The organism is Massilia sp. CT11-137 (genome assembly GCF_047302885.1).
GTDB classification, from domain to species: Bacteria; Pseudomonadota; Gammaproteobacteria; order Burkholderiales; family Burkholderiaceae_D; genus Telluria; species Telluria orientalis.
On the sequence record NZ_JBKYMP010000002.1, the window covers coordinates 2,418,810 to 2,445,798 of the forward strand.

Genomic DNA, 26,989 nt, shown 5'->3' on the forward strand with positions numbered 1-26,989 from the left:
TCCTGGAGTGCCTAAAGTCTGGCACTCCGCACGCAGCAAGGAGGAACGATGTCGCAATCCACGCAACCCGTCTGGTTCATCGCCGACGCCACCACCGGCCTCGCCGCCGCGCTGGCGGAGGCCGTGCTGGCGTCCGGCCAGCATGCCGTCCTCGCGGCGCGCGCGCCGGCGCAGCTGCAGGCCCTCGTCGACCGCCATCCGGACCGCGCGCTGGCGCTCGCGCTGGACGTGACGGATGCCGCCAGCGTCGACACGGCCGTCGTCGCCGCCGAGCGGCGGTTCGGGCGCATCGACGTGCTGGCGACGAGCGCCGCCCAGCGTTATCCGGGCGCGATCGAGGAAGGCGAGGAGGGCGCCATGCGCGCCCTGTTCGAGGAAAACGTGTTCGGCCCGATCAACCTCGCGCGCCGTGTGCTGCCCGGCATGCGCGCGCGCCGTGCCGGCCACATCGTGATGCTGGCCCGCGCGTCCGTGCAGGCGCCCGCGTTCGAAGGCTTCAGCCATGCCGCGCGCTCCGCGCTGGAAGCACTGGCGGAGGCGCTGTTCTATGAAGTGGAACCGCTCGGCATCGGCGTCACGCTCGTCGATCCGGGCAGCGGCGACGACGCGGAAGGCGCCGTCCCGCGCTTGGCCGGCATTGCCGACTACGATGGCATGGCGAGCCGCACGGCACTGGGCCGGGGCGCCGCCCAGGTCGACACCGCGCGCGGCGCCCAGGCCATCATGCAGGCCGTCGCCGCCGGCCGCGGTCCGCTGCGTCTCGTGCTGGGACGGGCGGCGTTGCAGCGTGCGTACGACCGCCTGCGCGTGCTGAAAGTGGGGTTCGATGCGTGGGCGGACCTGGCCGCGTCGGCCGACGTCCCCGCGCCGGCGCGTCCCGCGCACCCGTTGCCGCCGGCCGGCGTCCGTCCGCGCAGGGCCGTGCGTTCACGCGCCTGACGTGACGGGGCGGCCGAGCAGGGCCGGCACGGCGGATGCGTCCATCGGTCGCGCGAACAGATAGCCCTGGTATTCGTCGCAGCCGAGCGCGCGCAGCAGCGCCAGCTGCTCCTCGGTCTCCACGCCTTCGGCCACGATGCGCATCGAGAGGCCGTGGCCCAGCGCGACGACGGAGCGGACGATGGCCGCGCTGTCGGCGTCGCGCCCGAGGTCGCGCACGAACGCCCGGTCGATTTTCAGGCGCTGCACGGGGAAGCGCTTCAGGTAGGCCAGGCTCGAATAGCCGGTGCCGAAATCGTCGATCGAGAGTTCCACGCCGAGGTCGCGGATGCCGCCCAGCAGGCGCTCGACGACGTCCACGCGGCTCATCGCGATGCTTTCCGTGATCTCCAGTTCGAGCGCTTGCGGCGGCAGGCCCGCGTCGGCCAGCGCATCGGCGATCACCTTCAATAGATCTTTCTGGTAGAACTGGCGGATCGACAGGTTCACGGCGACGCGGGTGGCGATGCCGTGTTCGCGCGCCCAGCGGCTCGCCTGCGCGCACGCGGTGCGCAGCACCCATGTCCCGATCGGCACGATCAGGCCCGTTTGCTCGGCGATCGGGATGAAGCGCGCCGGCGACACGGGGCCGAGCACGGGGCTGTTCCAGCGCAGCAGCACCTCGAACCCGGTCACCTGTCCCGTCGCGATGTCCACCTTCGGCTGGTAGTGCGGCGTCAGCTCGCCGCGCGCCAGCGCGTACCGCAGCTGTTCCTCGATGGTGAGCCGCTCGTCCAGCTGGAGGTGCGTGGACTCGGAGTGGAAATGTACGGGCTCGCCCGCGTCGCTGCGGGCGCGGTGCTTGGCGATGTCGGCCAGGCGCATCAACTCGTTGGCGGACGCGGCGTCCTGCGGATACGTCGCGATGCCGATCACGGGCGCCAGGTGGAACTCGCGCCCGCCCACGCGCACGGGTTCGGCCAGCAGCGCGTGCAGTTCGAGCGCGACGGCGTCGACGGGGCGGTGGCCCGGCCCCGCCGGCAGCACCACCGCGAATTCGTTGGTCTTCACGCGCGCCACGCACAGGGCCGCGGGCGCCAGCCCGTCGAGCCGCGCGGCGACCTGGCGCACGGCGTCGTCGCCCGCCTCGATGCCGAGCAGGTCCGCCACTTCCTGCTGGCGTTCCAGCGCGATCAGCAGGAGGACGACCTGTTCGCCCCGCAGCGCGTCCGCCAGCACGCGGCGCAGTTGGTTCAGGTTCGGCAAACCGGTCAGCGGGTCGTGGTCGGCCAGGTAGGCAAGGCGCAGTTCGACCTGCTTGCGTTCCGTGATGTCGGTGAGGCTGTTGACGATCTGGACGGCGCCGCCTTCGCTCCCGAGCTGCGCGGCGAGCTGGATCGCGGTGCGGGTGGCGCCGCTGCCGTCGCGGATTTCCGCCTCCAGCGCATGCACGCCGTCGGCCGCGCTGTCCGCATACAGCCGGGCGCGCGCATCGGCGCCGGCCGGGTCGAGCACTTCCGTTTCGAGCCGTCCCGTCACCGCGTCCTCGTTCCGGCCCGTGAACTGCAGGAAGGCGCGGTTGAACAGCACGATGCGCCGTTTCGCATCGAGCACCCACAGCGGCGTGGCGAGCGAATCGAGGATGGTCTTCAGGTAGCGCGCACCGTCCGCGAGCCGGCGCTCGCTGGCCTGCAGGCGGGCGATCAGCGCGGCCTGGCGCGCCGCCTCGCGGCTCATGCGCCAGGCCAGCGCGGCCAGCGTGACCGACAGCAGCGCCCAGGCCAGCACGGCGATCCACAGCCAGCCGCGCCACACGGCCAGCGTGTCGGACAGGTCGCGACCCGTGACGATCAGCAGGGGGTAGCCGGCGACGGCGCTGTAGCCGTACAGGCGGCTCACGCCGTCGATGGGGCTCGTCGCCTCGAACGCGCCGACGGCCGCGCGCGGCAGGTGCGTCTGGAACAGCGGCGTGTGGATGAAGGAGTGGCCGATGGCCCTGGGAAGCGTCGGGCTGCGCACGAGCATCGTGCCGTCGCGCTGGTGCAGGGTGACGGAGCCGCCGTGTCCGAGGTCGGCGGGATCGAAGATGCGCTGGAAGTAGGCGGCGTCCACCTCGATGACGGCCGGGCCGGTGGGCAGCACCCGCGCCAGGGTGATCGTGGCGGGACCGCCGTCCGGCGGCAGCGCGATGCCGATCTTCGGCGCGCCGGAAGGCAGCGGGCGGCGCGGCGCGTCCGGCCCGAGCCTGCGCACGCGCGCCGGAATGGCTTCGGGCGCGCCGCCGGGCAAGGCGGCCGCCGTGTCCGAGCCGTCGTGCGGCGCGTGCTCCGCCGCGCGCGCGAGGGCCAGGTCCAGCGCGAGCGTGGCGTAATGGGTCTGGGCGGCGAAGGCTTCCGCCAGGTTGCGCAGATTCGTCTGCTCGCGTTCGATCGTGTCGTGGTAGCTCGACACCAACAGGCCGGCGAGCGTCACCGTGAGCGCGACGATCAGCATGGCCGCCGCCGCGAGCGGCCGCGTGTCGCGCGGGGTAGGGGTCGGAGTGGGCACGTTCGTCAATACATTGATGTCGAGCCCAAGTATAAACCGGCGGACGTCCGCCGGGGGGCGATCACCGCCTGGGCAGGCGGATTGCCACGCGCAGGCCGCGCGGCCGTGCATCCTGCAGCTCGACGGTGCCGCCGTGCTGCGCGACGATGTCGCGCACGATCGCCAGCCCGAGCCCGCACCCTTCGCCCTGGTCCGTGGCGCGCACGAACCGTTCGAAGACGCGGGCGCGGTCCGCTTCCGGGATGCCCGGGCCGTCGTCGGTGACGGTCACGAGGACGTCGCCGCCATCCGGCGCAACCCGGACCGTGATCTCGCCGCCGCGGCCCGTGTACTTGATCGCGTTGTCGATCACGTTGGTGAGCGCTTCGCGCAGCAGCAGGGCGTTGGCCTCGATGCGCAGCGGCGCGGCGGCGGGCGGCTCGGCATCGTCCATGCCGAGGTCGATCTGCGCCCGCAGCGCGCGCGGCACGTATTCGGCGACGATCTCCTGGACGAACGCGGGCATGTCCAGCGGCGCCTTGTCGGAGGCCGCCGCGGCCTCGGGATCGGCGCGCGCCAGCATCAGCAACTGGTTGATCAGGTGGGCGCCGCGGGTCGCGCTCTGGTCCACCAGTTTCAGCCGCGCGATCAGCGCGGGGTCGTCGGTCGCCGCGATCGCCAGTGCCGTCTGGCTCTTCAGGCCCGCCAGCGGCGTGCGCAACTGGTGCGCCGCGTCCGCGATGAAGCGCTTTTGCGCATTCACGTTCTGGCGCACGGACGCGAGCAGGGCGTTCAGCGCGCGCACGAGGGAGTGGACTTCCTGCGGCGCCGATTCGATCCGCAGCGGCGCCAGGTCGAGCGGCGAGCGGCCCTCGACCTCCTTGCGCAGGCGCAGCAGCGGCGCCAGGCCGGCGCCGGTGCCGATCCAGACGATGAGCGTCAGCAGCGGAATCAGTGCGGACAACGGGAGGAGGGTGTCCATCAGGATGAGCTTGAAGATGTCCTCGCGGTGCGCCATGTTGCGCGCCACCTGCACGAGCATCCACTGCTCCTTGCCTTCCGGCGCGGCGTAAGGGAGATAGAGCGCCGCGATCCTGACCTTCATCGATTCCCGCAGGCCGCGTCCGCCGGCGGGACCGGCGGACTTGATCTCGCCGTCGTAGAAATACGGGTCGTTCAGGCGCGGCCGCATGGACGCGGGGGGCATCGGGATGCTGTTGTTGCCGAGGATGAATTCGCCGGGCGGCGTGCTGACCATGTAGAACAGCCGGTCGTTGGGATCCGTCTCGAGCACTTCCTGCGCGGCGCGGGGGAAATCGATCAGCAGGCCGTTGCCGATGGGCTTGACCCTTCGGGCCAGCGCGCGGGTGGCCTGGGACAGGGTCGCGTCGGCCGCCTGGTTGACGTAGCGGACGGCCAGCCGGTACGTGGCGAAGCCGCCCGCGACCCACAGTACGAGCTGGGGCAGCAGCACCCAGATGACCAGCTGGCGGCGCAGGGAGAGCGTGCGGGTTCCCCGTTCAGGCCGGTCGTCCATCGGCGCGCTCGACGGCCAGCAGGTAGCCGAGTCCGCGGACGGTGCGGATCTCGAGGCCCGAACTCTCCAGCTTGCGGCGCAGCCGGTGGATGTGGACCTCCGCCGTGTTGCCCGCGCCGACTTCGGTGCCGTCGCCGGCCCACGCCGTGGCGATCTGGTCCTTCGTGACGACCTTGTCGGCATGGACCAGCAGCAGTTCCAGCAGGGTCGCTTCGCGCGGGCTCAGCTCGACCGGTTCGCCGTGGATGACGGCGCGCCGCGCGGCCCGGTCGAAGTGGAGGCCGGACAGCGCGACGTCGGCGGGCGCCGCCGCCGACGTGCGTGCGCGCCGCAGGATCGCCCGCAGGCGCGCTTCCAGTTCCGGGAACTCGAACGGTTTCGTCATGTAGTCGTCGGCGCCGGCGTTCAGGCCCGCCACGCGGCTGTCGAGCCGGTCGAGGGCCGTCAGGACGAGCACCGGCAAGTCGGGCCGGGTCGCGCGCAGGTTCTTCAATACCGTGAGGCCATCGACCATGGGCAGGCCGAGGTCGATGATGGCGATATCGAAGTTCTGCCGGGTGAGCAGGTATTCCGCCACCGGGCCGTTCGGTGCGTGCTCGACGGTGAAGCCCGCGGCATTCAGTTGTGCGGTCAATCCGTTTGCGAGGATGGGGTCGTCTTCGGCGAGTAAAAGTTGCATTTCTTAATATTAACGGATTTGTGACGGCGTTACCATCGGCGACCGTTTCGGGCTAAGATGCACGCCATGAAAGTCTTCGCCACGGCAATTGCGCTCGCTACCGCCTGGTGCGCCACTGCCGTACACGCGGGCGAACTCGAGGTGCTCCACTTCTGGGACGTGGGCGACGACGCACGCGCCGTGGACGTGCTGAAATCGACCTTGCAGCGCCAGGGACATACGTGGAAGGACTTCGCCGTGACGGCCGACGCGAACGGCTTTCCGCTCTTCCTGCTGCGCTCGCGCGTCCAGTCGGGCAATCCGCCGGCCGCGGCCCAGGTGAAGGCGCCGGTCATCCAGCAATGGGCGCGCGAAGGCGCCCTCGCCAACCTGGATGCCACGGCACGCGCGGGCCAGTGGGACGCGGTGCTGCCGCGCGTCGTCAGCGACGCCATGAAGTACAAGGGCAGCTACGTCGCCGTGCCGGCCAATATCCACCGCATCAACTGGCTGTGGATTAACACGCGCATCCTGAAGCGCGCCAATGCCCAGGTGCCGGTCACGTGGGACGACTTCTTCGCCGCGGCCGACGCCATGAAGCGGGCCGGGTATATCGCCGTCACGCATGGCGGCCAGCCTTGGCAGGACTTCCTCCTGTTCGAAAACGTCGTGCTGGGCGTCGGCGGCCCCGAGTTCTACCGCAAGGCGTTCGTGGCGCTGGACCCCGGCGCACTGGCCGGCCCGGTCATGGAACAGGCGTTGCAGACGTTCCGCCGCATCAAGCCGTACACCGACGTCGCCGCGATGGGGCGCAACTGGAACGTGGCGGCGTCGCGGCTGGCGAACGGCGAGGCGGGCATGCAGTTCATGGGCGACTGGGCCAAGCCCATCTTCCAGACGGCGCAGCGCAGCGGCCGCCTGGAGTTTGCCTGCGTGCCCGCGCCCGGAACGGCCAAGGCCTATGCCTATACGGTCGACTCGTTCGCCCTGTTCAAGGTTAACAGCCCCGCCAAGACCCGCGCCCAGCAGGACTTCGCCGCCGACTTGCTGGCGCCCGGCGTGCAGGAGGCATTCAACCTCGTCAAAGGGTCGATTCCGGTGCGCCAGGGCGTCGACCTCACGAAATTCGACCGCTGCGCGAAGCAGTCGGCCGCCGCCTTCGAGGCCGCCTCCCGTGGCGGCACGCTCGTCCCCAGCATCTCCATGACTCTGCCGCCCGCGGTCGAGGATGCCATGCGCGAAGCCGTCAGCGCCTATTGGCACGACGACCGCATCACCGCCCGCGCGACGATGCAGCGCCTCGTCGCGGCCGCCCGCCGTCCCTGATTCCCCTCCTGTTGCTCCTTGCACCGTCGCGCTTCGGTCCGAAGTGTGAGTTTTCGCGTGTATCTGTTCGGCCACACCCGTGAACATTCTCACTATTTGATTTGACTAACAAAAACATTGCGGCGTAGACTTAATTAATGCCACGTTAATTTAACGAGAATATTCGTTAATAATGTTTCACGCCGCGTCGACGGCGCATTCCAAACCAAGGAGATGATGTGAACCAGTTCAGGAAAACGGCTATCGCCGTCGGCGTGTCTCAAGTCGTGCTGCTCGCCAGCGGCATGGCATATGCACAAACCACCCCTGCCACCGACAATGGGACCACGTCGGTCATCGTGGTCGGCCAGCGCGCCTCGCTGGAAAATGCCCAGAAAATCAAGCAGAACGCCGACGAGGTCGTCGACTCGATCGTCGCCGACGACATCGGCAAGCTGCCGGACCGTTCGGTCACCGAGGTGCTGCAGCGCGTGGTCGGCGTGACCATCGACCGCACCATGGCCAAGGGCGACCCGGAACACTATTCGGTCGAAGGTTCGGGCGTGATGGTCCGCGGCCTGAGCTACGTGCGTTCCGAGCTGAACGGCCGCGACTCGTTCTCGGCCAACGGTGGCCGTTCGCTGAATTTCGAAGACGTGCCGCCCGAGCTGATGGCCGGCATCGACGTCTACAAGAACCCGTCGGCCGAACAGATCGAAGGCGGCATCTCCGGCCTGATCAACCTCCGCACCGCGATGCCGTTCGACTTCAAGGGCCGCAAGCTGTCGGTCTCGGCGCAGGATACGTATTCCACGCTGAAGAAGGGCAAGCCCCAGCCGTCGTACTCGATGATGTTCTCCGACCGCTGGAAGACGCGCTTCGGCGAGTTCGGCGCCCTGTTCGACCTGGCCACGTCGCAGAGCGGCACCCGCACCGACGCCTTCCAGGTCTCGCCTTACTACCCGCGCACCGACGTCGTGCCCGGCCAGACCGTCTGGGTGCCGAACGCCGCGAGCTTCCGTTCGCTGGAATTCGACCGCAAGCGCGACGGCGGCTATGCTGCGTTCCAGTGGAAGCCGAACAGCAACGTCCAGTCGTCGCTCACCTGGTTCAAGTCGCGCTACAAGATGAAGTGGGACGAGCAGGCGATCTTCGGCCAGTCCAGCCCGTACAACCTGCAGGTCGCGAACGGCAAGTTCGATCCGAAGGGCGCCATGATCAGCGGCGTGCTCACCGATCCGACCGACGGCGGCGTCAACTTCAACGACGACACCCGCACCTCGACGCGCAAGTCGGCCACGACCGACATTTCGTGGAACCTGCGCTGGCGCCTGAACAGCCAGTGGACCGTGACGACCGACCTGCAGAAGGTGCGCGCCACCACCGGCAGTTTCGACTCGACGGTCGCTACCGGCCTGCAGATCCCGCAGATGGGCATGGACATGAGCACGACGCCGGCGCGCCTGACGTTCGACGACGCCACGAAGGCGTACATGGCCAATCCGAACAATTACTACTGGGGCTTCACGATGGAGCACCAGGACGCGAGCGTCGCCAACGAGAAGGCCTGGAAGACCGACGTCAAGTACGAGTTCGACAATCCCGTGCTGCGCGACCTGCGCGTGGGCGTGCGCCTGACCGACCGCGATGCGACGACGATCAACTCCGTGCCGGGCTATAACTGGGCGGCGATCACCCAGCCGTGGCAGGTGGGCCCGGTCGGTTCGTGGCAGCCGCTGACCCATTTGGCCTACCTGGGCGATCCGCGCTTCTCCGCCGGCACGCACCTGAACACGTTCCCGAACTTCTTCAACGGCAAGGCGTCGGTGCCGGCCGTCGTGTTCCCGAACACGTCGGTGGCCGACGGCTTTCCGGGCACGTATTCGCAGCTGCACCAGTATTACAACGTGTTGTGCGCCGAGCGCAGCGGCGGCACGCTGGACAGCTGCGGGGCCTGGAAACCGGCGACGTTCGGCACCGATCCGTCGGGCACCAACGACCAGAAGGAGCGCAGCAAGGCCCTGTACACGCAGCTGCGTTTCGGCTTCGACGACCTGAAGTATCCGATCGACGGCAACATCGGCGTGCGCTACGTGAAGACCAACATGGTCGCCCACGGCTACACGGTGTTCAGCTTCACGGCCCCGAGCATCCCGGACGGCGCCACGGTGACCGGCGTGCCGATCCCGAACATCCCGAACTTCCAGCAGAAGCAGGACTTCGACAATTCGTACAGCAACGTGCTGCCGACGCTGAACCTGCGCATGAAGGCGTCGGACAAGCTGCAATTCCGCTTCGCCTACGGCAAGGCGATGTCGCGTCCGGACTTCTCGCAACTGCAGGCCTATACGAGCCTGTCGGAAGCGACCACCACGAGCACGAACACCGCGACCAACGTCGTCAACGTCAGCAATGTCAGCCTCACCGGTACCGGCAGCGGCAATCCGATGCTGCGTCCGACGATGGCCAAGCAGGCCGACATCACGGCCGAGTGGTATTTCGCGCCGACGGGTTCGTTCACGGCCGCGCTGTTCCACAAGAAGCTCAGCGACGTCATCATCAACCAGAGCTACAACTTCTCGCTGCCGGACGTGAACGGCACGATGCATGACTTCGTGACGACGGGTCCGGTGAACGGCGCGAACGGCACGGCGAAGGGCATCGAACTGGCGTACCAGCAGTACTTCGACATGCTGCCAGGCTGGCTCGCGGGCTTCGGCGTGCAGGCGAACTACACGTACGTGAAGAGCAGCCAGGACCTGTACCACCCGGTGTACCAGGCGTACTGCTCGGGCGGCAGCGGCGCGGACAACCTGAACCTGAACCTGAACGGTTGCGACGTGGACGGCAAGACCTTCGGCAACCTGCCGCTCAACGGCCTGTCGAAGAACTCGTACAACCTGGCGCTGCTGTTCGACCGTGGTCCGATCTCGGCCCGCGTGGCGTACAGCTGGCGTTCGAAGTCGCTGCAGGCCATCAACGCCAACGGCACGAACGGCGGCGACGGCACCGACACCAACCCGAACAGCCCGACGTTCGGCCAGCACAACGTGCAGTACGCGCTGCCGACGTGGTCGGACGCCTACGGCCAGGTGGATGCGTCGGTCTTCTACAAGATCACCGAGAACCTGTCGTTCGGCCTCGAGGCGCAGAACCTGAACAACGCCATGTACAAGCAGTTGATGCAGCAGGGCGTCGGCTTCAAGGTCCGCGGCGCGTACGTGACCGGTCCGCGCTACACGGCGCAGATGCGTTATTCGTTCTGACGCGAACCAGGTATCTCTCTTCTGCTGACGGCAGATGTTTCAGGCGGCTTCGGCCGCCTTTTTTTATGGCTGTGTTCGCGGTAATTCGGTAACCCGCTTGCCTAGCCGAGCTGGACCGCAGCGCACAGCAGATGAGCCGGCTTCGTGAGCCGACGATCGTCCAGCATGCGCTGCCATCCCGAGTAGTGGATCAGGTAACGGCTCGCCACGCCGCGGAACCGCACCAGCCAGCTCTTGAAGCGGCTGTGCCAGCTATTCACGTTTTGAATGTGAATCGCGCCGCGCGCCCGGATGCCCGCTTTCACGTTCACCGCTTCATGCGTGATGCCGGCCTGCTCCGCGAAATGCCGATAGACGATGGCGCCGTCGGTGATCAAGAGGACGTCGTCCGGCAGCACGGGTTTGAGGCACTCGTGTAATTGCGCCACCGTCACCTGGCCGCGCCCCGTATGAAAATCGAGCGTACGGCCGCTGCGGTCGCGCGCGATGAGCAGGCAATCGTGTTCTCGATTGATACCCCGCCGCTTGGCCACGCCGCCCCGCTTTCGCGGCGGCCGCGCGAGATTCCGTGCCCCCTTCTGCGATTCGAGCCGATACGTCTCGTCGACTTCGACGATGGCCAACAGCGTTGCCGGCCGGTCGCGCATGGCGCCGGGCACGAACCGATGGCGCCATCGAAAACTGGTCGTACGATGCACCCCGACGACCTGCGCGGCATTACGCACCGTGCGCGATTCGAGCACGCATTGCAGATACGGCAGCCAGAGCTCCTTCTTGCGCAGCCGCGTCAGCGGCGTACCGGTCAATGCGTTGTGGCTGCGCGCACATGTGAGGCAACGGAAGCGCTGCAGTCCACTCGCCTGGCCGCAGCGGTGCTTACGGGCGCAGCCGCAGTGCGGACACGGCCGGCCCGCCGCCGCCTGCTCGATCAGGGCGATGCACTCGGCCGGATCCGCGATGCCGCCGATCCATTCCCGTAGCCGGGTCAGGTCGTCTGGCGACAACCGCACCGCCAGCAACATGGCGAACAATTCGTCGAACGTCAGGCCGCGCATCGCCACTCCTCATGAGTTAACTCGACGATGCGTATGACCTCTGCAACGAATTACAGTTCACATAACTAGCGCGAACACAGCCTTTTTTATATGCGTGTTTCTGTTGACAGTGGAAAAGTGTGAGTATTAGACTCCGTTCATGTTCATTAACTAAGTATATGCATCATGTTAATGTTCCTCTCGATAACAACGGAGACATCATGAAACGGAAAACGAATATCATCATCCCGGCCTTGCTCGCAGCACTCCTCGCCGGCTGCAGCGGCGGCAGCACGACCCCCGGCGCGACGGGCACGGCCGCCCCAGTCCTCGCCGCGACCGTCGGCTCGGCCACCAGCTGGACGAGCGTGAAGTGGGGCGGCGGCGGCTACGTCACCGGCCTGGTCTACCACCCGCGCAATGCGAGCCTGCTGTACGCCCGCACCGACGTGGGCGGCGCCTACCGCTGGGATGCGGCCGCGTCGACGTGGATCCCCATCACCGACGGGATTGGCTGGGGCGGCGGCGAAGGCCGGTTCCATGGCGTCGAAAGCCTGGCCCTCGATCCGAACAACGACCAGCTCGTCTACATGATGACCGGCGACAGCGTGGGTAACGACACGCCCGGCCGCATCTACATCTCCAGCGACCGCGGCAACACGTGGACGCACTACGACCTGCCGTTCGCGATCGGCGGCAACGACGACGCCCGGGCCTATGGCGAACGCCTGGCGGTCGATCCGCAGAATCCGACGACGCTGATGTACGGCTCGCGCAAGTCCGGCATCTGGAAGAGCACGGACTCGGGCCATACCTGGAACCAGGTCATGGGCTTCTCGAGCAAGACGGTGCTCCAGGGGCCGAACCTGTATGGCGTCGGGCAGATCATCTACGATACCCCGTTCGTGCAGAGCCAGAACGCATCGCCGACCCAGATCGTCTGGGCCACCGTCGCCTCCGACTACGCGCAGGCGGCGGGCCTGACCTCGACCCTGTACAAGTCCACCAACGGCGGCGCCACGTGGGCGCCCGTTGCGATCCCGTCCAACGTGGCCGGTTACGATATTCCCCACGTCGTGCGTGCGGCCGACGGCAACTTCTACATGGCGTTCCGCGCGCATCCCAATACGGCCGCTGGCGCCCAGGCCCAGGGCGCCGGCGGTCCGAGCTATCTCTACAAGTTCGGCGCCAGCAACAACGGCACCTGGAACCAGCTCAAGTTCGACGCCAACGTCGGCTTCGCCGGCCTGTCCGTGTCCGGCACCGGCCCGACGACCCGCATCGCGCTGGGTGTGGCCGGCTGGGCCGACTCGAACCAATTGATCCAGTTGTCCGACAACGACGGCCTCGCCTGGCACGAAGCCGAAGCCAACATGCCGCATACCGGCATCGCCGCGGACGAGTGCGCAGGCTGGGTCGAGGGCGTCGCGATCGACCCCGCCAACCGCGACCACATCATGCACATCCACGGCGGCGGCATCTGCGAAACGACGAATGCGTCGTCGACCACGCCCACCTGGAGTCCCAAGGTCGCCAACCTCGAAGAGACGGTGACGCTGTCCCTCGTCGCGGCGCCGGCCGGCGCGCCTTACAAGTTCATCAACAGTGCGGGCGACATCGGCACCTGGGCGCAGACGGACCTCGCGACGCGGCCGACGCGCGGCCCCATGAACTGGTGGAGCAGCGGTAACGCGGCCGACCTGGCGTGGTCCGACCCGACCTACATCGCCGCCTCCGGCGTCGACAACAAGAACGGCCACACCGTCAAGGCGTTCTGGTCGGGCGACGCCGGCAGCAGTTGGAACCAGTTCGCGTCCCTGCCGACCGGCGCCGCGGCCAGCCAGAGCCACGTGCAGAGCATCGCGGTCACGTCCCGCAACAACCTGGTCTGGGCACCGCCCGATTCGGTGCCGTCGTACAGCACGAACAGCGGCGCAAGCTGGACGGCGACCAACCTGCCGGCGTTCAACGCCGTCTGGAACGGCTTCCAGCGCGCCTATCGCGTGGTCGCGGACCGAGTGAATCCGAGCAAGGTCTATGCGTTCGATTCCGGCGGTGCGCCGTGGAGCAATGAGCCGGGCAAGGTCTACATCTCGTACGATGGCGGCCACAATTTCGGGTTGAGCGGGATGTGGGGTGCGCAGGCCATGGCGCCGAACGCCTGGGGCGACACGGCGATGGTCGTCAACCCGAACGCCGAGGGCGACATCTGGGTGACCGACGGCAATGCCCTGTACCACTCGGTGAATTCGGGCTGGAACTGGGTGCAGGTCGGCGCGTTCGCGTCCACCAACGGCACGAAGGGCGCCACCAAGGTCGCGCTGGGCAAGGCACTGGCCGGCGCGCCGTACTCGGCCGCGATCTACGTGGAAGGCACGCTGAACGGCCAGTGGGGCATCTTCCACTCCGACGACGGCGGCGCCACCTGGGCCCGCTTCAACGACGACAACCACCAGTTCGGCGACTCCGGCGTGATGGCGGGCGACTGGAACACCTACGGCCGACTCTACGTCAACGGCGCCGCCCGCGGCCTCATCTACAGCAACTGAGCAATACGACCTTGAGGCAACCCAGGACCGCTGCAGAACGGGAACGATCTGCAGCGGTCTTGTCGTTCATTTCCTGTTACATCTCCTGTAACCGTGAGTTGTGTTGACAGTTGAAAAATACGGGCATTAAACTCTTTAATGTTTGTTAATAAAAATACGTCGACACATTAATGTGCTCCGATCGGGGATGTCCAAGAGTACGGGATTGTTTTCACCATAACGAGTGCCGGCACACGCATGCGGGCGCAGCCAGGACGGCGGAGCTACGTTCTCAGCCAATCCAATAGAGGAGATCTCATGCATCGGAAGCACCTGTTCATCATCTCGGCCGCGGTTGCGGCGTTCGTCGCAGGCTGCAGCGGCGGCGACCGCACCGCCGGCCCGTCGGCCACGGCGCAAGCCCCCGTCGTCGCGGCCACCGTCGGCTCGGCCACGAGCTACACGAGCGCGAAGTGGGGCGGCGGCGGCTACGTCACCGGCCTCGTCTACCATCCGACCAGCTACAACGTCATGTACGCCCGCACCGACGTCGGCGGCGCCTACCGCTGGAACGGGGGCGGCTCGTGGACGCCCATCACCGACGGCATCGGGTTCGGCGGGGGCGACGGTGCCTACCACGGCGTCGAAAGCATTGCCGTCGATCCGACCAACGACAACAAGGTGTACCTGGTCACGGGCATCACGTCGCACGACTGGCAAGGCACCCCGATCAACGGCCGCATCTATGTCTCGGGCGACCGCGGTGCCAGCTGGACGCATTACGACCTGCCGTTTCCGGTGGGCGGCAACGAGAATGCCCGCGCCATCGGCGAACGCCTGAAGGCCGACCCCACCAACCCGTCGACGCTGTTCTACGCCTCGCGCACGGCCGGCCTGTGGAAGAGCACGAACTCGGGCCAGACCTGGACCCAGACCGGGTTGTCGAGCAAGGTGCTGTCGGCCAGCGAGATCCAGGGGCTGGGCAGTTCTCCGGTGGGCGTCGAGCAGATCATGTTCGACAACTCGAACGTGGGCGGCGGCGCGACGACGTGGATCATGTACGCCGCCATCGCGCCGGACTACGTGCAGAAGGCGAGCCTGACCTCGACCATGTACAAGTCCGTCAACGGCGGCGCCACGTGGACACCGGTGCCGGTGCCGTCCAACGTGTCCGGCTACTACGTCCCGCACATGGTGCGCACCAGCGACGGCAACTACTACGTGGTGTTCAACCAGAACGCCGGGCAGGGCGCCGGCGGTCCCGGCTACCTCTACCGGTTCGGCGGCGTGAGCTTCAACGAGTCCTGGACCCAGCTCGCCACCACCACGCAGGGCGGCTACGGCGGCGTGTCCGTCTACGGCACCGGCTCGACGGCCCGCATCGCCTTGGCCGTGACCGGTACATGGAGCGCCGGCCAGCCGGTCGTCCAGCTGTCCGACAGCGGCGGCGCCCCCGGCAGCTGGCGCGAAATCGCGGACGGCATGACACATTGGGGCGGAGACTACAGGGGCTGGGTGGACGACATCGAGATCGATCCGACCAACAAGGATCACATCCTGCACATCCACGGCGGCGGCGTCTGGGAAACCTGGAACGCGTCGGCCACCAACCCGAGCTGGGATGCTCCGGTCAACAACCTCGAGGAAACCGCGACCCTGGCGCTCGTCACGCCGCCGGCCGGCGCGTCGTACAAGTTCGTCAACAGCGCGGGCGATATCGGCAACTGGGTCCAGACGGACCTCGCGACGAAGCCGACCCGGACGCCCAACAGCGCATGGGGCAATGGCGACGCCGCCGACGTGCTGTGGTCCGATCCGAACTACATCGTCGCTGTCGGTATCACCTCCAACACGCCCGTGACCGCCTACGGCGCCTGGTCCGGCGACAGCGGCAACTCGTGGTCGAACTTCGCATCGCTCCCCGCCGGCGCCTCCACCAACTTCGCCGACACGGTGAGCATCGTGACGACGTCGCGCAATAACATCGTGTGGGCGCCCGCCAATTCGATCCCGTCCTGGACCTCGAACAATGGCGCGAGCTGGACCCAGGTCAGCGGCCTGCCCGCGCCCAACGGCGGCCTGAATAACGCCTATCGCCTGGTCGTCGACCGCCAGAGCCCGAACAAGGTGTACGCCTTCGACGGGGGCGGCGCGTGGTGGAACGGCACGACGGGCAAGGTCTACCAGTCGACCGACGGGGGCCATTCGTTCGCGCTGGTCCAGGGTTCGGTCGCGGCGAACTTCGCCCCCAATGACTTCGGGCTCACGACGATGGTGGGCAATCCGAACGCCTCGGGCGACCTGTGGGTGGCCGACGGCAACGCCGTGTACCACTCGACCAATTCGGGCGCGAGCTGGACCAAGCTCTCCGGCTTCGCGACGGTCGCCGCCAGCGGCTCGACGGGGGCGCTGCAAGGCGCCACCAGGATCGCGCTGGGCAAGGCGCAGTCGGGCGCGTCGTACTCGGCCGCGGTCTACGTCGTCGGCACGCGGGGCGGCGTGTGGGGCATCTGGCATTCCGACGATGGCGGCGCAACGTGGGCGCGCTTCAACGACGACGCCCACCAGTACGCCGGCATCGGCGTGATCGCGGGCGACTGGAGCACGTACGGGCGCATCTACTTCAGCGGCAACGGACGTGGCGTGATCTATACTAACTGAGCAGTATCGACCGCCGCGGCATCGGCCGCGGCGGTTTTTTTTCATCGACAACGACACATCATGAAGCAGACCTTCCTCTTACTCGCACTCGCCGCCTGCCTGCCGGCCGAGGCGGCCGACCTCGGCCTCGCCCGCATTTTTTCCGACCACGCCGTGCTGCAGCGCGACCAGCCCATTGCCGTGTGGGGCACGGCCGGCGCTGGCGGCAAGGTGACCGTGACCCTGGGCGGCCAGACGGCGAGCGCCAGCGCCGACGCGCAGGGCAAGTGGAAGGTGCAGCTGCCGCCGCAACCGGCGGGCGGGCCGTACGCGCTGACCGCGACCTCGGACGGGCAGACGGTCAGCCGCGCCGACATCCTGCTCGGCGACGTCTACCTGTGCTCGGGCCAGTCGAACATGGAATTCCTCCAGCGCGCGTCGACGAACGCCATCGGCGCCACCTATACCGCGCAGAACGACCGCATCCGCTACCTGAACGTCCCGCGCAACAGCGCGCTGGCGCCGCAGGACGACCTCCTCGCGCCGGCCGCGTGGACGCCGATGAACGCGGACACCATCGGCGACGCCTCCGCCGTCTGCTACTACATGGCCCGTTCGCTGCAGGCGGACTACAAGGTGCCGGTCGGCTTCATCCAGGCCAGCTGGGGCGGCACGACGATCCAGGGCTGGATCGGGGCCGAGTCGCTGCGCACCTTCGGCGACTACAAGACGGGCATCGACCTCGTGACGCAATACGGCACGGATCCCGCGGCGGCGCAGCGCGCCCAGGATGCGCGCACGGAAGCCTGGTGGCGCGCGCACGACCCGGCGACGGCCGCGCAGCGCGCCTTCGTCGCGCCGGACTTCGACGACAGCGCGTGGGAGAGCGTCACGCCGGCGGGCTCCAGTTTCGACGGCGTCACGTGGTACCGTACGACCGTCACGCTGACGGAAGCGCAGGCGCGGGCGGCCAACGCGCTGCACCTGGGCCCCGTCGACACGTACGACACCACCTGGGTCAACGGCCAGCGCGTGGGCGGCGCCGGGCTGGCCTGGCTGGGGCGCGACTATACGGTGCCGGCGGGCGTGTTCAAGCCGGGCCGCAACGTGATCGTCCTGCGCGTCCTGGGCAGCGGCGGCATGACGGGCGCGCCGGCCAACCGTACCATCGGCCTGAGCGACGGCCAGGCGATCCCGCTGCCGGCCGCGTGGAAGGTCCGGCGCGGCAGCGCGCTGAAGGGGCTCGCCGTGCCGCCGGCACCGTGGGACATGCTGACGAGTTACACGACGCTGTACAACGGCATGATCGCGCCGCTGGTCGGCTACAAATTCAAGCTGGCGGCGTGGTACCAGGGCGAAGCGAATGCCGACGCGGCGGATGAATACCGCACCCTGCTGCCCATGCTGATGCGCGACTGGCGCCAGCGCTTCGGCCAGCCCACGCTGCCCTTCCTCGTCGTGCAACTGACGTCGTACGGCGCGACGGCGACGGCGCCGGGCGATTCCACATGGGCCGAGCTGCGCGCGGCGCAGGCCGACACCGTCGCGCATGATGCGCACGCGGGGCTGGCCGTCACGCTCGACGTGGGCGACCGCTTCGACATCCACCCCACCCAGAAGACGGTCGTCGGCGAACGTCTCGCGCGGGCGGCGCGCGCCGTCGCGTACGGCGCGCAGACGGCGTCCGGCGGCCCGACGGTCGTCGCGGCGGCGCGCAAGGGCAAGGACATCGTCGTGACGTTCAGGGACACGGGCGGCGGCCTCAAGACGTATTCGGCCGACCGCGCGATCGGCTTCGAGGTGTGCGCGGGCAAGGCATGCCGCTATGCCGACGCGCGCGTCGCCGGCGACCGGATCGTCCTGCGCGGTGCGGCGGCGCCCGGCGTCACGCGCGTACGCTACGCGTGGGCCGATGCGCCGTTCGTGAACCTGTTCGGCGGCGACGGCCTGCCGGCCGCGCCGTTCCGGTTGGACGTGCGCTGATCACATCTGCCTGAACAGGTGCGCGAACAACGGGCTGACGCGCAGCTTGTCGGCCCGGTTGCGCAGGTGCAGCGTCAGCTTGCCGGCATCGTCGCGGCTCGCGCTCGTCACGTGCCGCATGTTGACGATGGCGCCGCGGCTGATCTGGCGGAACTGGTCCGGATCGAGCTGGGGCAGCAGGTCCTTCAGGCTCAGGCGGATCAGCGCGTCGCCCTCGGCGCTCGCCACGTTCACGTACTTGTCGAGCGCCTGGAAGTACAGCACCTCCTGCACGGGAATCATGCGGATGATGTTGCCGACCGCCGCGCGGATCACCGTCAGGCGCTCGGCCGGTGCCGCGCCTGCCGGGAGCAGGGCGCGCATCTGCTCGACGAGTTGCGCGAGGCCGTCAGCGGCCGGCGCGTCCCGCACCGTCAGCGCCTTCAGGCGCTCGACGGTGCGCGCCAGGCGCGTGTCGCTCACCGGCTTCATCACGTAGTCGACGGCGGCCTGCTCGAACGCCTGCACCGCGTAATCGTCGTACGCCGTCACGAACACGATGTGCGGGAACGGACGCGCACCCTCCCAGCGCTCGGCCAGTTCCTGCGCCGCTTCCAGGCCGGTCTGGCCCGGCATCTTGATGTCCAGGAACAGGATGTCCGGCTGCAGTTCCAGCGCCTGCTGCACGGCCGCGACGCCGTTCGGCGCCGTGCCGGCGATGTCGAGGTCGGGCCACAGGCGCCGCAGCGTCGCGGCAAGCGTGGCGGCGAGGATCGGTTCGTCCTCGGCGATCAGGGCGCGGATGGGTGGCGTTGCGTTCATGCGGTCTCCAAAGGAAGCGTCAATCGGGCCAGCACGCCGTGCGGCTGGGCGGGAATGAGGGTCAGGGCGGCGCGCGCGCCGTACAGCACCTGCAGGCGTTCGCGGGTCGTCGTCACGCCGACGCCGGTGCCCTTGGCCGCGGTCTGCGTGTCGTCCAGGCCGAGGCCCGTGTCGCTGACGCAGATCTCGAGCAGGCCGGCGCGCGCGCTCGCCTCCACGGTCACGGTGCCGCCTTCGATCTTCGGCTCGAGGCCGTGGATGATGGCGTTTTCCACGAGCGGCTGCAGCAGCATCGCCGGCAGCCGCGCGCTCCGTAGTTCGGCGGGCAGGATGCAGCGGTACGCGAGGCGCGCACCCATGCGCACGGCCATCAGGCCGAGATAGGCTTCGGCCGCCTCGAATTCCTGGGCCAGCGTCGTCGTCTCGGCGCGGGTGGCGGACAAGGTGGCGCGCAGGTACTGGATCAGGTGGTCCAGCATCCGGCTCGCCTGTTGCGGGTCGATGGCGATCAGGCCCTGCAGGTTCGCCAGCGTGTTGAACAGCATGTGCGGTTCGATCTGGGCCTGCAGCAGCCGCAGTTGCGCCTGCAGGGCCTGGCGTTCGATCGTCTCGGCGCGCGCCTTGGCCTCGGTGCGTTCCAGCTTGATGCGCTCGACCCGTTCGCGGTTCAGGATCAGGAGGGCCATCGCGCAAATGGCGAGGAAGGTGAGGCCGATCATGCCTTTCTGGCCGTGTTCGTTCGGGTACTCGGACAGGTCGGGCAGGGGGTGGCCCAGGATCAGGCTGCCCATCGAGATGCCGGTGTAGTGCGCGACGGGCGCCATCGCGACGAGCAGCACGATGCACGGCACCAGCCAGCGGCGGCGCCGTGCCGGATCGTCGAGGAGCGTGAGGCGGACGCCGTCGAGGACCACCAGCGCCACGAGGCCGACGCAGATCGAGTACACCATCTGGTCGTACAGTTCGAACGTCCTGCCGTTGACGAGCGTGATCAGGACGGCGGTCATGCTGCATACGATGACGGTCAGGCCGATGTCGTCAGCCAGGCGGCGGACGATCGGGCGGCACGCGCCCCGCGCGGAGGGTAAAAAGCGGAAGAGGGTGTTCATGCCGGAATTGTGCCGCCGGGCCCGGACGGCGGCAACCCGGCTGCGACGAAACCGCCTTGGGGCCGACCGAAACGGGGGATAATCGGACCGAAACCACTTATTGGCCCATCCAGCATGGAATTCCAGTTCCTCGGCACCTCGTCCGGCACCCCGAGCAAGACCCGCAACGTGAGCGGCCTGGCCCTCCGGGGGCCGGGCGGGGGCTGGTCGCTCGTCGACTGCGGCGAAGGCACGCAGCACCGCATCCTCCATACGACGCTGTCGCTGCACGACCTGCGCGCCATCTTCATCACCCACCTGCACGGCGACCACTGCTACGGCTTGCCCGGCCTGCTGGCCAGCGCCGGCATGCTGAACCGCACAGCCCCGCTGGCCCTCGTCGGGCCGCCGGCGCTGCGCACCTTCATCGACGGCGTGATGGCGACGAGCGAACTGGGGCTGCCGTATCCGCTCGAGTTCATGGCCGTCGACGGCCTGGCCGGCAGGCCAGTCCTGCCCGACCTGGCCGTGGACGCCATCGCGCTGTCGCACCGGATCCCGTCCTGGGCGTATCGCTTCACGGAGCGCACGGTGGAGCGCAAGCTGGATACGGCCCGCCTGCGCGCGGCCGGCATCGCGCCGGGCCCCGCCTGGGGCGAACTCCAGCAAGGCAGTGATGTCGTGCTGGACGACGGCCGCGTGCTGCATGCGGTCGACTGGCTGCTCGCGCCGCGCAAGGCGCGCACGGTCGTCGTGGGCGGCGACAACGACGCCCCGTCGCTGCTGCTGGAGGCGGCGCGCACGGCCGACGTACTGATCCACGAGGCGACCTACACGGAAGAGGTGCTACTGAAAGTGGGGCCGGGGCCGATGCACAGTTCCGCGCTGCGGGTGGCGCGGATGGCGCAGGCGGCCCGGTTGCCGAACCTCGTGCTGACCCATTTCAGTCCCCGTTACCAGGACGGCGAAGGGCCGTTGTCGATGGGCGCGCTGGAGGCGGAGGCAAGGAGCGAGTACGCGGGCAGCCTGTTCCTCGCGCGCGACTTCGACCGGTACCTGCTGGGCCGCGACGGCACGCTGGCCGCAAAATATTTTTTGTAACACGTAAAAAAACCTGCGATATCCTTTTTGGTTTTCGAATCGATTCCATTCCAAAAAAAGTTATCGCGGATTCCCTCATCGATCATCATATTTTTTATTTACGACCCTAAATCCGTTTTTTTGGAATCGCAGCTGTTTCTCTGCTGAAATCTGTAAATTATCCGGTCGAATCAGTGACTTAGATGCGCTGCCGGCCCTGTTGCAAAGCATCTGAAAATGCCGCATTCTCCGTCCGCAACCATAATTATTAGACGGAGACTACAGTGAACAAACCCTTGTCCCTGGCGGGATTGGGCGCGCTATTCGCGTCCTGCTTCATCGCCGCCAATGCATGCGCCCAGGCCGGCGCCACGCTCCCCACGTTCCAGAACGCGTCCGTGCACGACCCGTCGGTGCTGAAGGCCGGCGACACGTTCTACGTGTTCGGCTCGCACCTGGCATCGGCCAAGTCGAAGGACCTCATGAAGTGGACGCAGATGACGGACGGCGTCAGCGCCACCAATCCGCTGTTCCTGAACGGCTCGAAGAACGTCTACACGGAACTGGCCGAGACCTTCGCATGGGCGAACACGACGACCCTGTGGGCGCCGGACGTGCGCCAGCTCGCGGACGGCAAGTACTACATGTACTACGACGCCTGCCAGGGCGACGCGCCCCGGTCCGCGCTGGGCATCGCCGTCGCGAACAGTCCGGAAGGCCCGTACGTCAACAAGGGCGTGATCCTGAAGTCCGGTATGTGGGGCCAGCCGAGCTACGACGGCACCGTCTACGACGCGCTGAAGCACCCGAACACCGTCGACCCGAACGTCTTCTTCGACAACGCGGGCAAGCTGTGGATGGTCTACGGCTCGTACTCGGGCGGCATCTTCATCATGCAGATGAACCCCGCCACCGGCTTCCCGTATCCGAACCAGGGCTACGGCAAGCGCCTCACGGGCGGCAACCACTCCCGCATCGAAGGCGCGTACATCATGTACAGCCCGGCCACGTCGTACTACTACCTCTTTACCTCGTTCGGCGGCCTGGATGCGAACGGCGGCTACAACATGCGTGTCGCGCGCTCGACCAATCCGGATGGCCCGTACTACGACGCCCAGGGCAATGCGATGGCGAACGTGAAGTCGGATCCGTCGAAACCGCTGTTCGACGATGCGTCGATCGCGCCGTACGGCGTCAAGATGATGGGTAACTTCCTGTTCGAGCGCAAGCTGGGCGAGGCGGGCACCGGCCTCGGCACGGGCTATGTCTCGGCGGGCCACAACTCGGCCTGGTACGACCCGGCGACCGGCAAGCACTTCCTCATCTTCCACACGCGCTTCCCGGAACGCGGCGAGCAGCACGAGGTGCGCGTGCACCAGATGTTCATGAACGCGGACGGCTGGCCCGTCGTGGCGCCATACCGCTACGCGAACGAGACGGCGACGGCCGTGCGGCCGGAATTCGTGTTCGGCGACTACCTGTACGTCAACCACGGCAAGGACATCACGGCGACCATCAAGAAGTCGCAGCTGATCACGCTGAACGCCAACGGCAGCATCACCGGGGCAGTGTCCGGCACGTGGCGCAGGATGGGCACCAACCAGGTCGAGATCAACCTGCCGGGCGCATCGACGTACAAGGGCGTGCTGCTGACGCAGTGGGACGAGACGTCGCGGTCGTACGTGACGACGTTCACCGCGTCGTCGCGCGAAGGCATCGCCATCTTCGGCAGCCGCCTGATCCCGCGCACCGACATGCAGGTCGCGACCGCCATCTACAATGAGCTGAGCCTCGGCGCCACGACGGCCGTCACGGGCAACCTCACGCTGCCGACGAGCGCGGCCCGCAATGCCGTCATCCGCTGGACGTCGTCGAACCCGGCGGTGGTCAGCAACACGGGCGTCGTGACGACGCCGGCCAGCGGCGCCGTGAACGTCACGCTGACCGCGCGCATCACGAAGGGCACGGCCACCCTGACGAAGACGTTCACGGTCACCGTGCGCAAGCTGGGCGGCCTGGTCGCGTACTACGCGTTCGACGGCAATCTCGCGGATTCGAACGGCGCCTTCGCGGCCGGATCGGTCAGCGGCGGCAAGATCGACACGGCGGGCGGCAGCCTGACGTACGGCGCCGGCATGCGCGGCAACGCGGCCGTGTTCGACGGCGCGACCGGCGTGCGCCTGCCGAACGGCCTGATCTCGTCGAACACGTACACCGTCGCGATGTGGCTGAAACCCGCGCAACTGACGGCGTTCACGACGACGTTCTTCGGCGCGCGCACGACCGATTCGTGGGTCAGCTTCCTGCCGATGGGGCATGGCGGCGTGGGCGGCGCGTCGATGCTGTGGTCGGGCGCCGCCTGGTACGACGCGGGATTGGGCATGAACATCCCCGTGAACCAGTGGTCGCACGTGGCGTTCACCGTCAACAACGGCGCCGTCAACGTGTACGTGAACGGCGTCAAGCGCTTCTCCGGCACGAACTTCCCGAACGTGTTCACGACGACGACCGGCACCTTCGCGCTGGGCGTGAATTACTGGGACACCCCGTACAAGGGCGCGATCGACGAACTGCGCATCTATAACGCGGCCTTGAGCGATGCCGAAGTCGCCGGCATCGCACACTGAAAGGGATGAACATGAAGAAGACGATCATCGGCCTGCTGGCCACGATGGCCTGCGCGCTGGCGCATGCGACGGTCATCCATTTCGACGACCTGCCGGGCGACGAGTCGCTGCCCATCGATGCCGGCTACGCGGGCTTCAACTGGGACAACATGGGGACGATCCGTGCCGATGCGTACCCGGGCAGCGGCTTCGAGGCGGGCGTCGTGTCGCCGGCCAACGTGGCGTACAACTGGTTCGGCCAGCCCGCGACGATTTCGAAGGCGGACGGCAATGCGTGGGCGTTCACCGGCGCGTACTTCACGTCGGCCTGGATCGACCAGGAGATCTCGTTCGAAGGCTGGCGCAACGGCCAGCTGCTGGTCACGTCGGGCGCCTTCACGCTGGACACGACGGCGCCGCGCTGGGTCGAGCTGGACTGGGCCGGCATCGATACGCTCGTCATCTACAACAGCAGCCCGACGGCGTGGGCGATGGACGAGTTCACGGTGCCGGAGCCGGGGTCGCTGGCGTTGATGGGTACGTCGCTGCTCGCCTTGATGGCGGGCCGCAGGCGCAAGCGCGCCGTGTGAGGCGTGGTGGGCTCGGGGAGCCCACCCTACGGCCCACGATAGCGTTCGGTGGGCACCCTGTGCCCACCGAACGCAATCGTCATCGATTACTCCAGGTTCTCGTGGTGCTCGGCGACGCCCTGTTTCCAGTACGCCGACACCCGCGTCGCCTCGCGCGGCACGCCTTGTTCGTTCAGCACCTGGCGCACCCGCGCCATCAATGACGCTTCGCCGCCGCCCCACGCGAACCCGCGGCCGGGCGGCAGCGCGAGCGCCTGCAGATCGGCGACGAGCGCCTCTTGCGTATCGAGCCAGCGCAGGTCCACGTCCGCGACACTCCTCAACACGCGCCGGTCGGCCGGCGCCGCATGCACCAGCACGATCGCCAGGCTGCCGCCCGCCAGTTCTTCCAGCCGCCGCGCGATGGCGGGGAGGGCGGTCGCGTCGCCCGTCAACAGTTGCCAGTCGAGTTCCAACGGCACGATCATCGAACCTTTCGGCCCGCCAACGAGGGCGCGCTGCCCCACCACCGCGTTGCGAGCCCAGTCGGACGCCTTGCCGTCGCCGTGCAGCGCGAACTCGATCGTCAGCTCCAGGGCTTCGCGGCTGAAGCACCGTGGGGTATAGTCGCGCCTCACCTGTCCGCCGTCCGCATCCGCGTCCGGGAACATGAACTTGACGTGGTCGTCGAACGACAGGGACGTGAAATCGGCCAGCGCCGCGCCCGTGAAGGTGATGGCGGCGAAGGCTTCGCCCAGGCGTTCGATGCGCGCCACGGTCAGTTCGCGCAGCTTGAGCTCATGGCGGACGCGGCGGACGAGAAGGTGTTCAGCTTGCTGCATCGTTGCTCCAATTAGTTGATAATGTCACCTACCTGCCCATTATGCGAAATATAGTTGATGAAGTCAACCAAAATCCCCCGTCGCCCGCGCTCGAGGTGCTGGAACGCGTCCACGCGATCATGCACCTGTACCGTTCGGCCCAGCAGCGCAGCCTGCGTGCCGGGCCGCACGACCTGGCGCACATGGAGATCAAGGTACTGGGTTTCTTCGCGCGCCGGCCCGGTGCGACGCAGAGCGACCTCGCCGCGCATTCGGGACGCGACAAGGCCCAGCTGGCACGCCTGATCCGCGGCCTGCGCGACCGCGGGCTGCTCGACGCGGTCGCGGACGAGACGGACAAGCGCAGCACGCGGCTGTCGCTGTCGGAGGCGGGCAAGGCGATGTTCGCGGCGCTGCACCGCCATGACGGCGCGCTGGCTGAGACGGCGCTGGAGGGGATTGCGGAGGCGGACCGCGCGACCCTGCTCGACTTGCTGGAGCGGGTGCGCGCGAACCTGGAGGCGGGGCAGGCTTAAGGCAGGCTCAGGGCGGGGACTTCGGACAACAGCACTTCGCGCCGTTCCGCCGCGCTGATCCGGCCGGCGTCGAGCAGGCGCATGACGGTCAGCGCCTGATGGGCCGGCACGGGATTCGGCGCCTTGCCGAGCAGGGCGTCGCGGATGCCGGCGTAGTACGACGGATACGCGCCGTTTTCGGTCGGCACGGCGGCCGACGCCACCTTGCCGTCGTTCAGGACGGCCAGCACGCCGGTCTCGGCGTCCACGCCCCATGCGGCCGCATCGCCGCCCGGCCGGCGGCCCGCGATCAGGTCCGCTTCCTGCGGGTCGAGGCTCTGCTTGACCCAGCTCCCGTTCAATCCATGCAGCGCCACGCGCGGGCGCGCGACGGCGGCCAGCATGCTGGCGCCGAGGTCCACGCGCAGGCCGTCCGCATAGCGCAGGCGCGCCTGGAACTGGTCTTCGCAGCGGCTGCCCGGACGGAGCATGGGCAGGTCCGCCTCGATCGCGAGCGGCTCGCCGAAGTACAGCAGGGCTTCGTCGATCAGGTGCGGGCCCAGGTCCAGCCAGATCCCGCCGCCCGCATCGGTCTCTTCCTTCCAGCGTTCCTGCGGCTGCGGGCGGAAGCGGTCGAAGTGCATGGCCGCGTGGCGGACTTGTCCCAGGGTGCCGCCGGCGAGCAGGCGCAGCGCGGTGCGCGTCGTGCTGTCCCAGCGGCGGTTGTGGTAGACGCTCAGCAGCAGGCCCTTGTCTTCCGCAAGGCGCACGAGTTCCGCGGCCTGCGCGGCCGTATCCGTGAACGGCTTGTCGACGACGACGTGCTTGCCCGCCTCCAGCGCGGCCCGCGCCAGCGGATAGTGGGTCGCGTTCGGGCTGGCCAGTACGACGAGGGCGACGTCCGGATCGGCGAGCAGGGCGGCCGGCTCCGCATGGACGGCGACGCTGCCGAGGTCGGCGCGTACCTTGTCCGGATTGCGGCTGGAGACGGCGGCGATGGCGAGACCCGGGGTCGTGCGCAGCAGCGGCGCGTGGAAGACCTGGCCGGCGAAGCCATAGCCGATGAGTCCAACGTTGATCGTGTCAGCGGTCATTGTGTTCCTTGATGTTGTTG

Annotated in this window: 18 protein-coding genes; 10 read left to right on the forward strand and 8 right to left on the reverse strand. The window is 67.9% G+C overall.

Annotated elements, in window-relative coordinates; all coding sequences use genetic code 11:
* Positions 1-48 precede the first annotated feature (48 nt).
* Complete coding sequence (locus ACEN98_RS27515; RefSeq protein ID WP_413388068.1) at positions 49-939, forward strand: SDR family NAD(P)-dependent oxidoreductase; 891 nt, start codon at positions 49-51, stop codon at positions 937-939.
* On the opposite strand, the gene ACEN98_RS27520 is transcribed toward ACEN98_RS27515, so the two are convergent.
* The 3 genes from ACEN98_RS27520 to ACEN98_RS27530 all read right to left on the reverse strand — a co-directional run bounded on the left by ACEN98_RS27520 (position 928) and on the right by ACEN98_RS27530 (position 5,660).
* The gene (locus ACEN98_RS27520) at positions 928-3,465 is read right to left on the reverse strand and encodes an EAL domain-containing protein (RefSeq protein ID WP_413388069.1); all 2,538 of its coding nucleotides are present in this window, start codon (positions 3,463-3,465) and stop codon (positions 928-930) included. The genes ACEN98_RS27515 and ACEN98_RS27520 overlap by 12 nt on opposite strands.
* Before the next feature lie 61 nt (positions 3,466-3,526).
* The gene (locus ACEN98_RS27525) at positions 3,527-4,981 is read right to left on the reverse strand and encodes a sensor histidine kinase (RefSeq protein ID WP_413388070.1); all 1,455 of its coding nucleotides are present in this window, start codon (positions 4,979-4,981) and stop codon (positions 3,527-3,529) included.
* Positions 4,965-5,660 (reverse strand): response regulator transcription factor, encoded by a 696-nt coding sequence (locus ACEN98_RS27530; RefSeq protein ID WP_413388071.1) that lies wholly within the window; start codon positions 5,658-5,660, stop codon positions 4,965-4,967. Before ACEN98_RS27530 ends, ACEN98_RS27525 begins: the two co-directional genes overlap by 17 nt.
* A 66-nt stretch (positions 5,661-5,726) precedes the next feature.
* Between ACEN98_RS27530 and ACEN98_RS27535 the strand changes: the two genes are divergently transcribed.
* A complete protein-coding gene (locus ACEN98_RS27535; RefSeq protein ID WP_413388072.1) occupies positions 5,727-6,965 on the forward strand; it encodes an ABC transporter substrate-binding protein in 1,239 nt (412 codons plus the stop codon).
* A gap of 218 nt (positions 6,966-7,183) precedes the next feature.
* On the forward strand, positions 7,184-10,210 hold the full coding sequence (locus ACEN98_RS27540) for a TonB-dependent receptor (protein WP_413388073.1): 3,027 nt from the start codon (positions 7,184-7,186) through the stop codon (positions 10,208-10,210).
* A gap of 101 nt (positions 10,211-10,311) precedes the next feature.
* Here ACEN98_RS27540 and ACEN98_RS27545 read toward each other — a convergent pair whose 3' ends face one another.
* Positions 10,312-11,265: an IS1595 family transposase gene (locus ACEN98_RS27545; RefSeq protein ID WP_413388074.1), complete on the reverse strand. Its 954-nt coding sequence runs from the start codon at positions 11,263-11,265 to the stop codon at positions 10,312-10,314.
* Positions 11,266-11,465: 200 nt separating this feature from the next.
* Here ACEN98_RS27545 and ACEN98_RS27550 point away from each other — a divergent pair, with 200 nt between their 5' ends.
* The 3 genes from ACEN98_RS27550 (at position 11,466) to ACEN98_RS27560 (ending at position 18,395) form a co-directional block, all read left to right on the forward strand.
* Positions 11,466-13,793, forward strand: coding sequence for a dockerin (locus tag ACEN98_RS27550; protein ID WP_413388075.1), 2,328 nt, complete (start codon positions 11,466-11,468; stop codon positions 13,791-13,793).
* 297 nt (positions 13,794-14,090) lie between these two features.
* The gene (locus ACEN98_RS27555; RefSeq protein WP_413388076.1) at positions 14,091-16,433 is read left to right on the forward strand and encodes a dockerin; all 2,343 of its coding nucleotides are present in this window, start codon (positions 14,091-14,093) and stop codon (positions 16,431-16,433) included.
* Positions 16,434-16,493: 60 nt separating this feature from the next.
* Complete coding sequence (locus ACEN98_RS27560) at positions 16,494-18,395, forward strand: sialate O-acetylesterase (RefSeq protein WP_413388077.1); 1,902 nt, start codon at positions 16,494-16,496, stop codon at positions 18,393-18,395.
* Here the strand turns inward: ACEN98_RS27560 and ACEN98_RS27565 are convergent, their stop codons facing one another.
* Entirely contained in the window at positions 18,396-19,196 is an 801-nt protein-coding gene (locus ACEN98_RS27565; RefSeq protein ID WP_413388078.1) for a LytR/AlgR family response regulator transcription factor, read from the reverse strand.
* Positions 19,193-20,305 (reverse strand): sensor histidine kinase, encoded by a 1,113-nt coding sequence (locus ACEN98_RS27570; RefSeq protein WP_413388079.1) that lies wholly within the window; start codon positions 20,303-20,305, stop codon positions 19,193-19,195. The genes ACEN98_RS27565 and ACEN98_RS27570 overlap by 4 nt, the downstream gene beginning before the upstream one ends.
* A gap of 114 nt (positions 20,306-20,419) precedes the next feature.
* Here ACEN98_RS27570 and ACEN98_RS27575 point away from each other — a divergent pair, with 114 nt between their 5' ends.
* From ACEN98_RS27575 to ACEN98_RS27585, 3 genes are all read left to right on the forward strand, one after another.
* Entirely contained in the window at positions 20,420-21,385 is a 966-nt protein-coding gene (locus ACEN98_RS27575; protein ID WP_413388080.1) for an MBL fold metallo-hydrolase, read from the forward strand.
* A gap of 263 nt (positions 21,386-21,648) precedes the next feature.
* The gene (locus tag ACEN98_RS27580; protein ID WP_413388081.1) at positions 21,649-23,991 is read left to right on the forward strand and encodes a family 43 glycosylhydrolase; all 2,343 of its coding nucleotides are present in this window, start codon (positions 21,649-21,651) and stop codon (positions 23,989-23,991) included.
* A gap of 11 nt (positions 23,992-24,002) precedes the next feature.
* The gene (locus tag ACEN98_RS27585) at positions 24,003-24,560 is read left to right on the forward strand and encodes a PEP-CTERM sorting domain-containing protein (protein WP_413388082.1); all 558 of its coding nucleotides are present in this window, start codon (positions 24,003-24,005) and stop codon (positions 24,558-24,560) included.
* 86 nt (positions 24,561-24,646) lie between these two features.
* On the opposite strand, the gene ACEN98_RS27590 is transcribed toward ACEN98_RS27585, so the two are convergent.
* The gene (locus tag ACEN98_RS27590) at positions 24,647-25,381 is read right to left on the reverse strand and encodes a siderophore-interacting protein (RefSeq protein WP_413388083.1); all 735 of its coding nucleotides are present in this window, start codon (positions 25,379-25,381) and stop codon (positions 24,647-24,649) included.
* 95 nt (positions 25,382-25,476) lie between these two features.
* Between ACEN98_RS27590 and ACEN98_RS27595 the strand changes: the two genes are divergently transcribed.
* Positions 25,477-25,896, forward strand: a complete 420-nt coding sequence (locus ACEN98_RS27595) for a MarR family winged helix-turn-helix transcriptional regulator (protein WP_413388084.1) — start codon at positions 25,477-25,479, stop codon at positions 25,894-25,896.
* Here ACEN98_RS27595 and ACEN98_RS27600 read toward each other — a convergent pair.
* Complete coding sequence (locus ACEN98_RS27600; RefSeq protein WP_413388085.1) at positions 25,893-26,969, reverse strand: oxidoreductase; 1,077 nt, start codon at positions 26,967-26,969, stop codon at positions 25,893-25,895. The two genes, ACEN98_RS27595 and ACEN98_RS27600, sit on opposite strands and share 4 nt — an antisense overlap.
* Positions 26,970-26,989 lie beyond the last annotated feature (20 nt).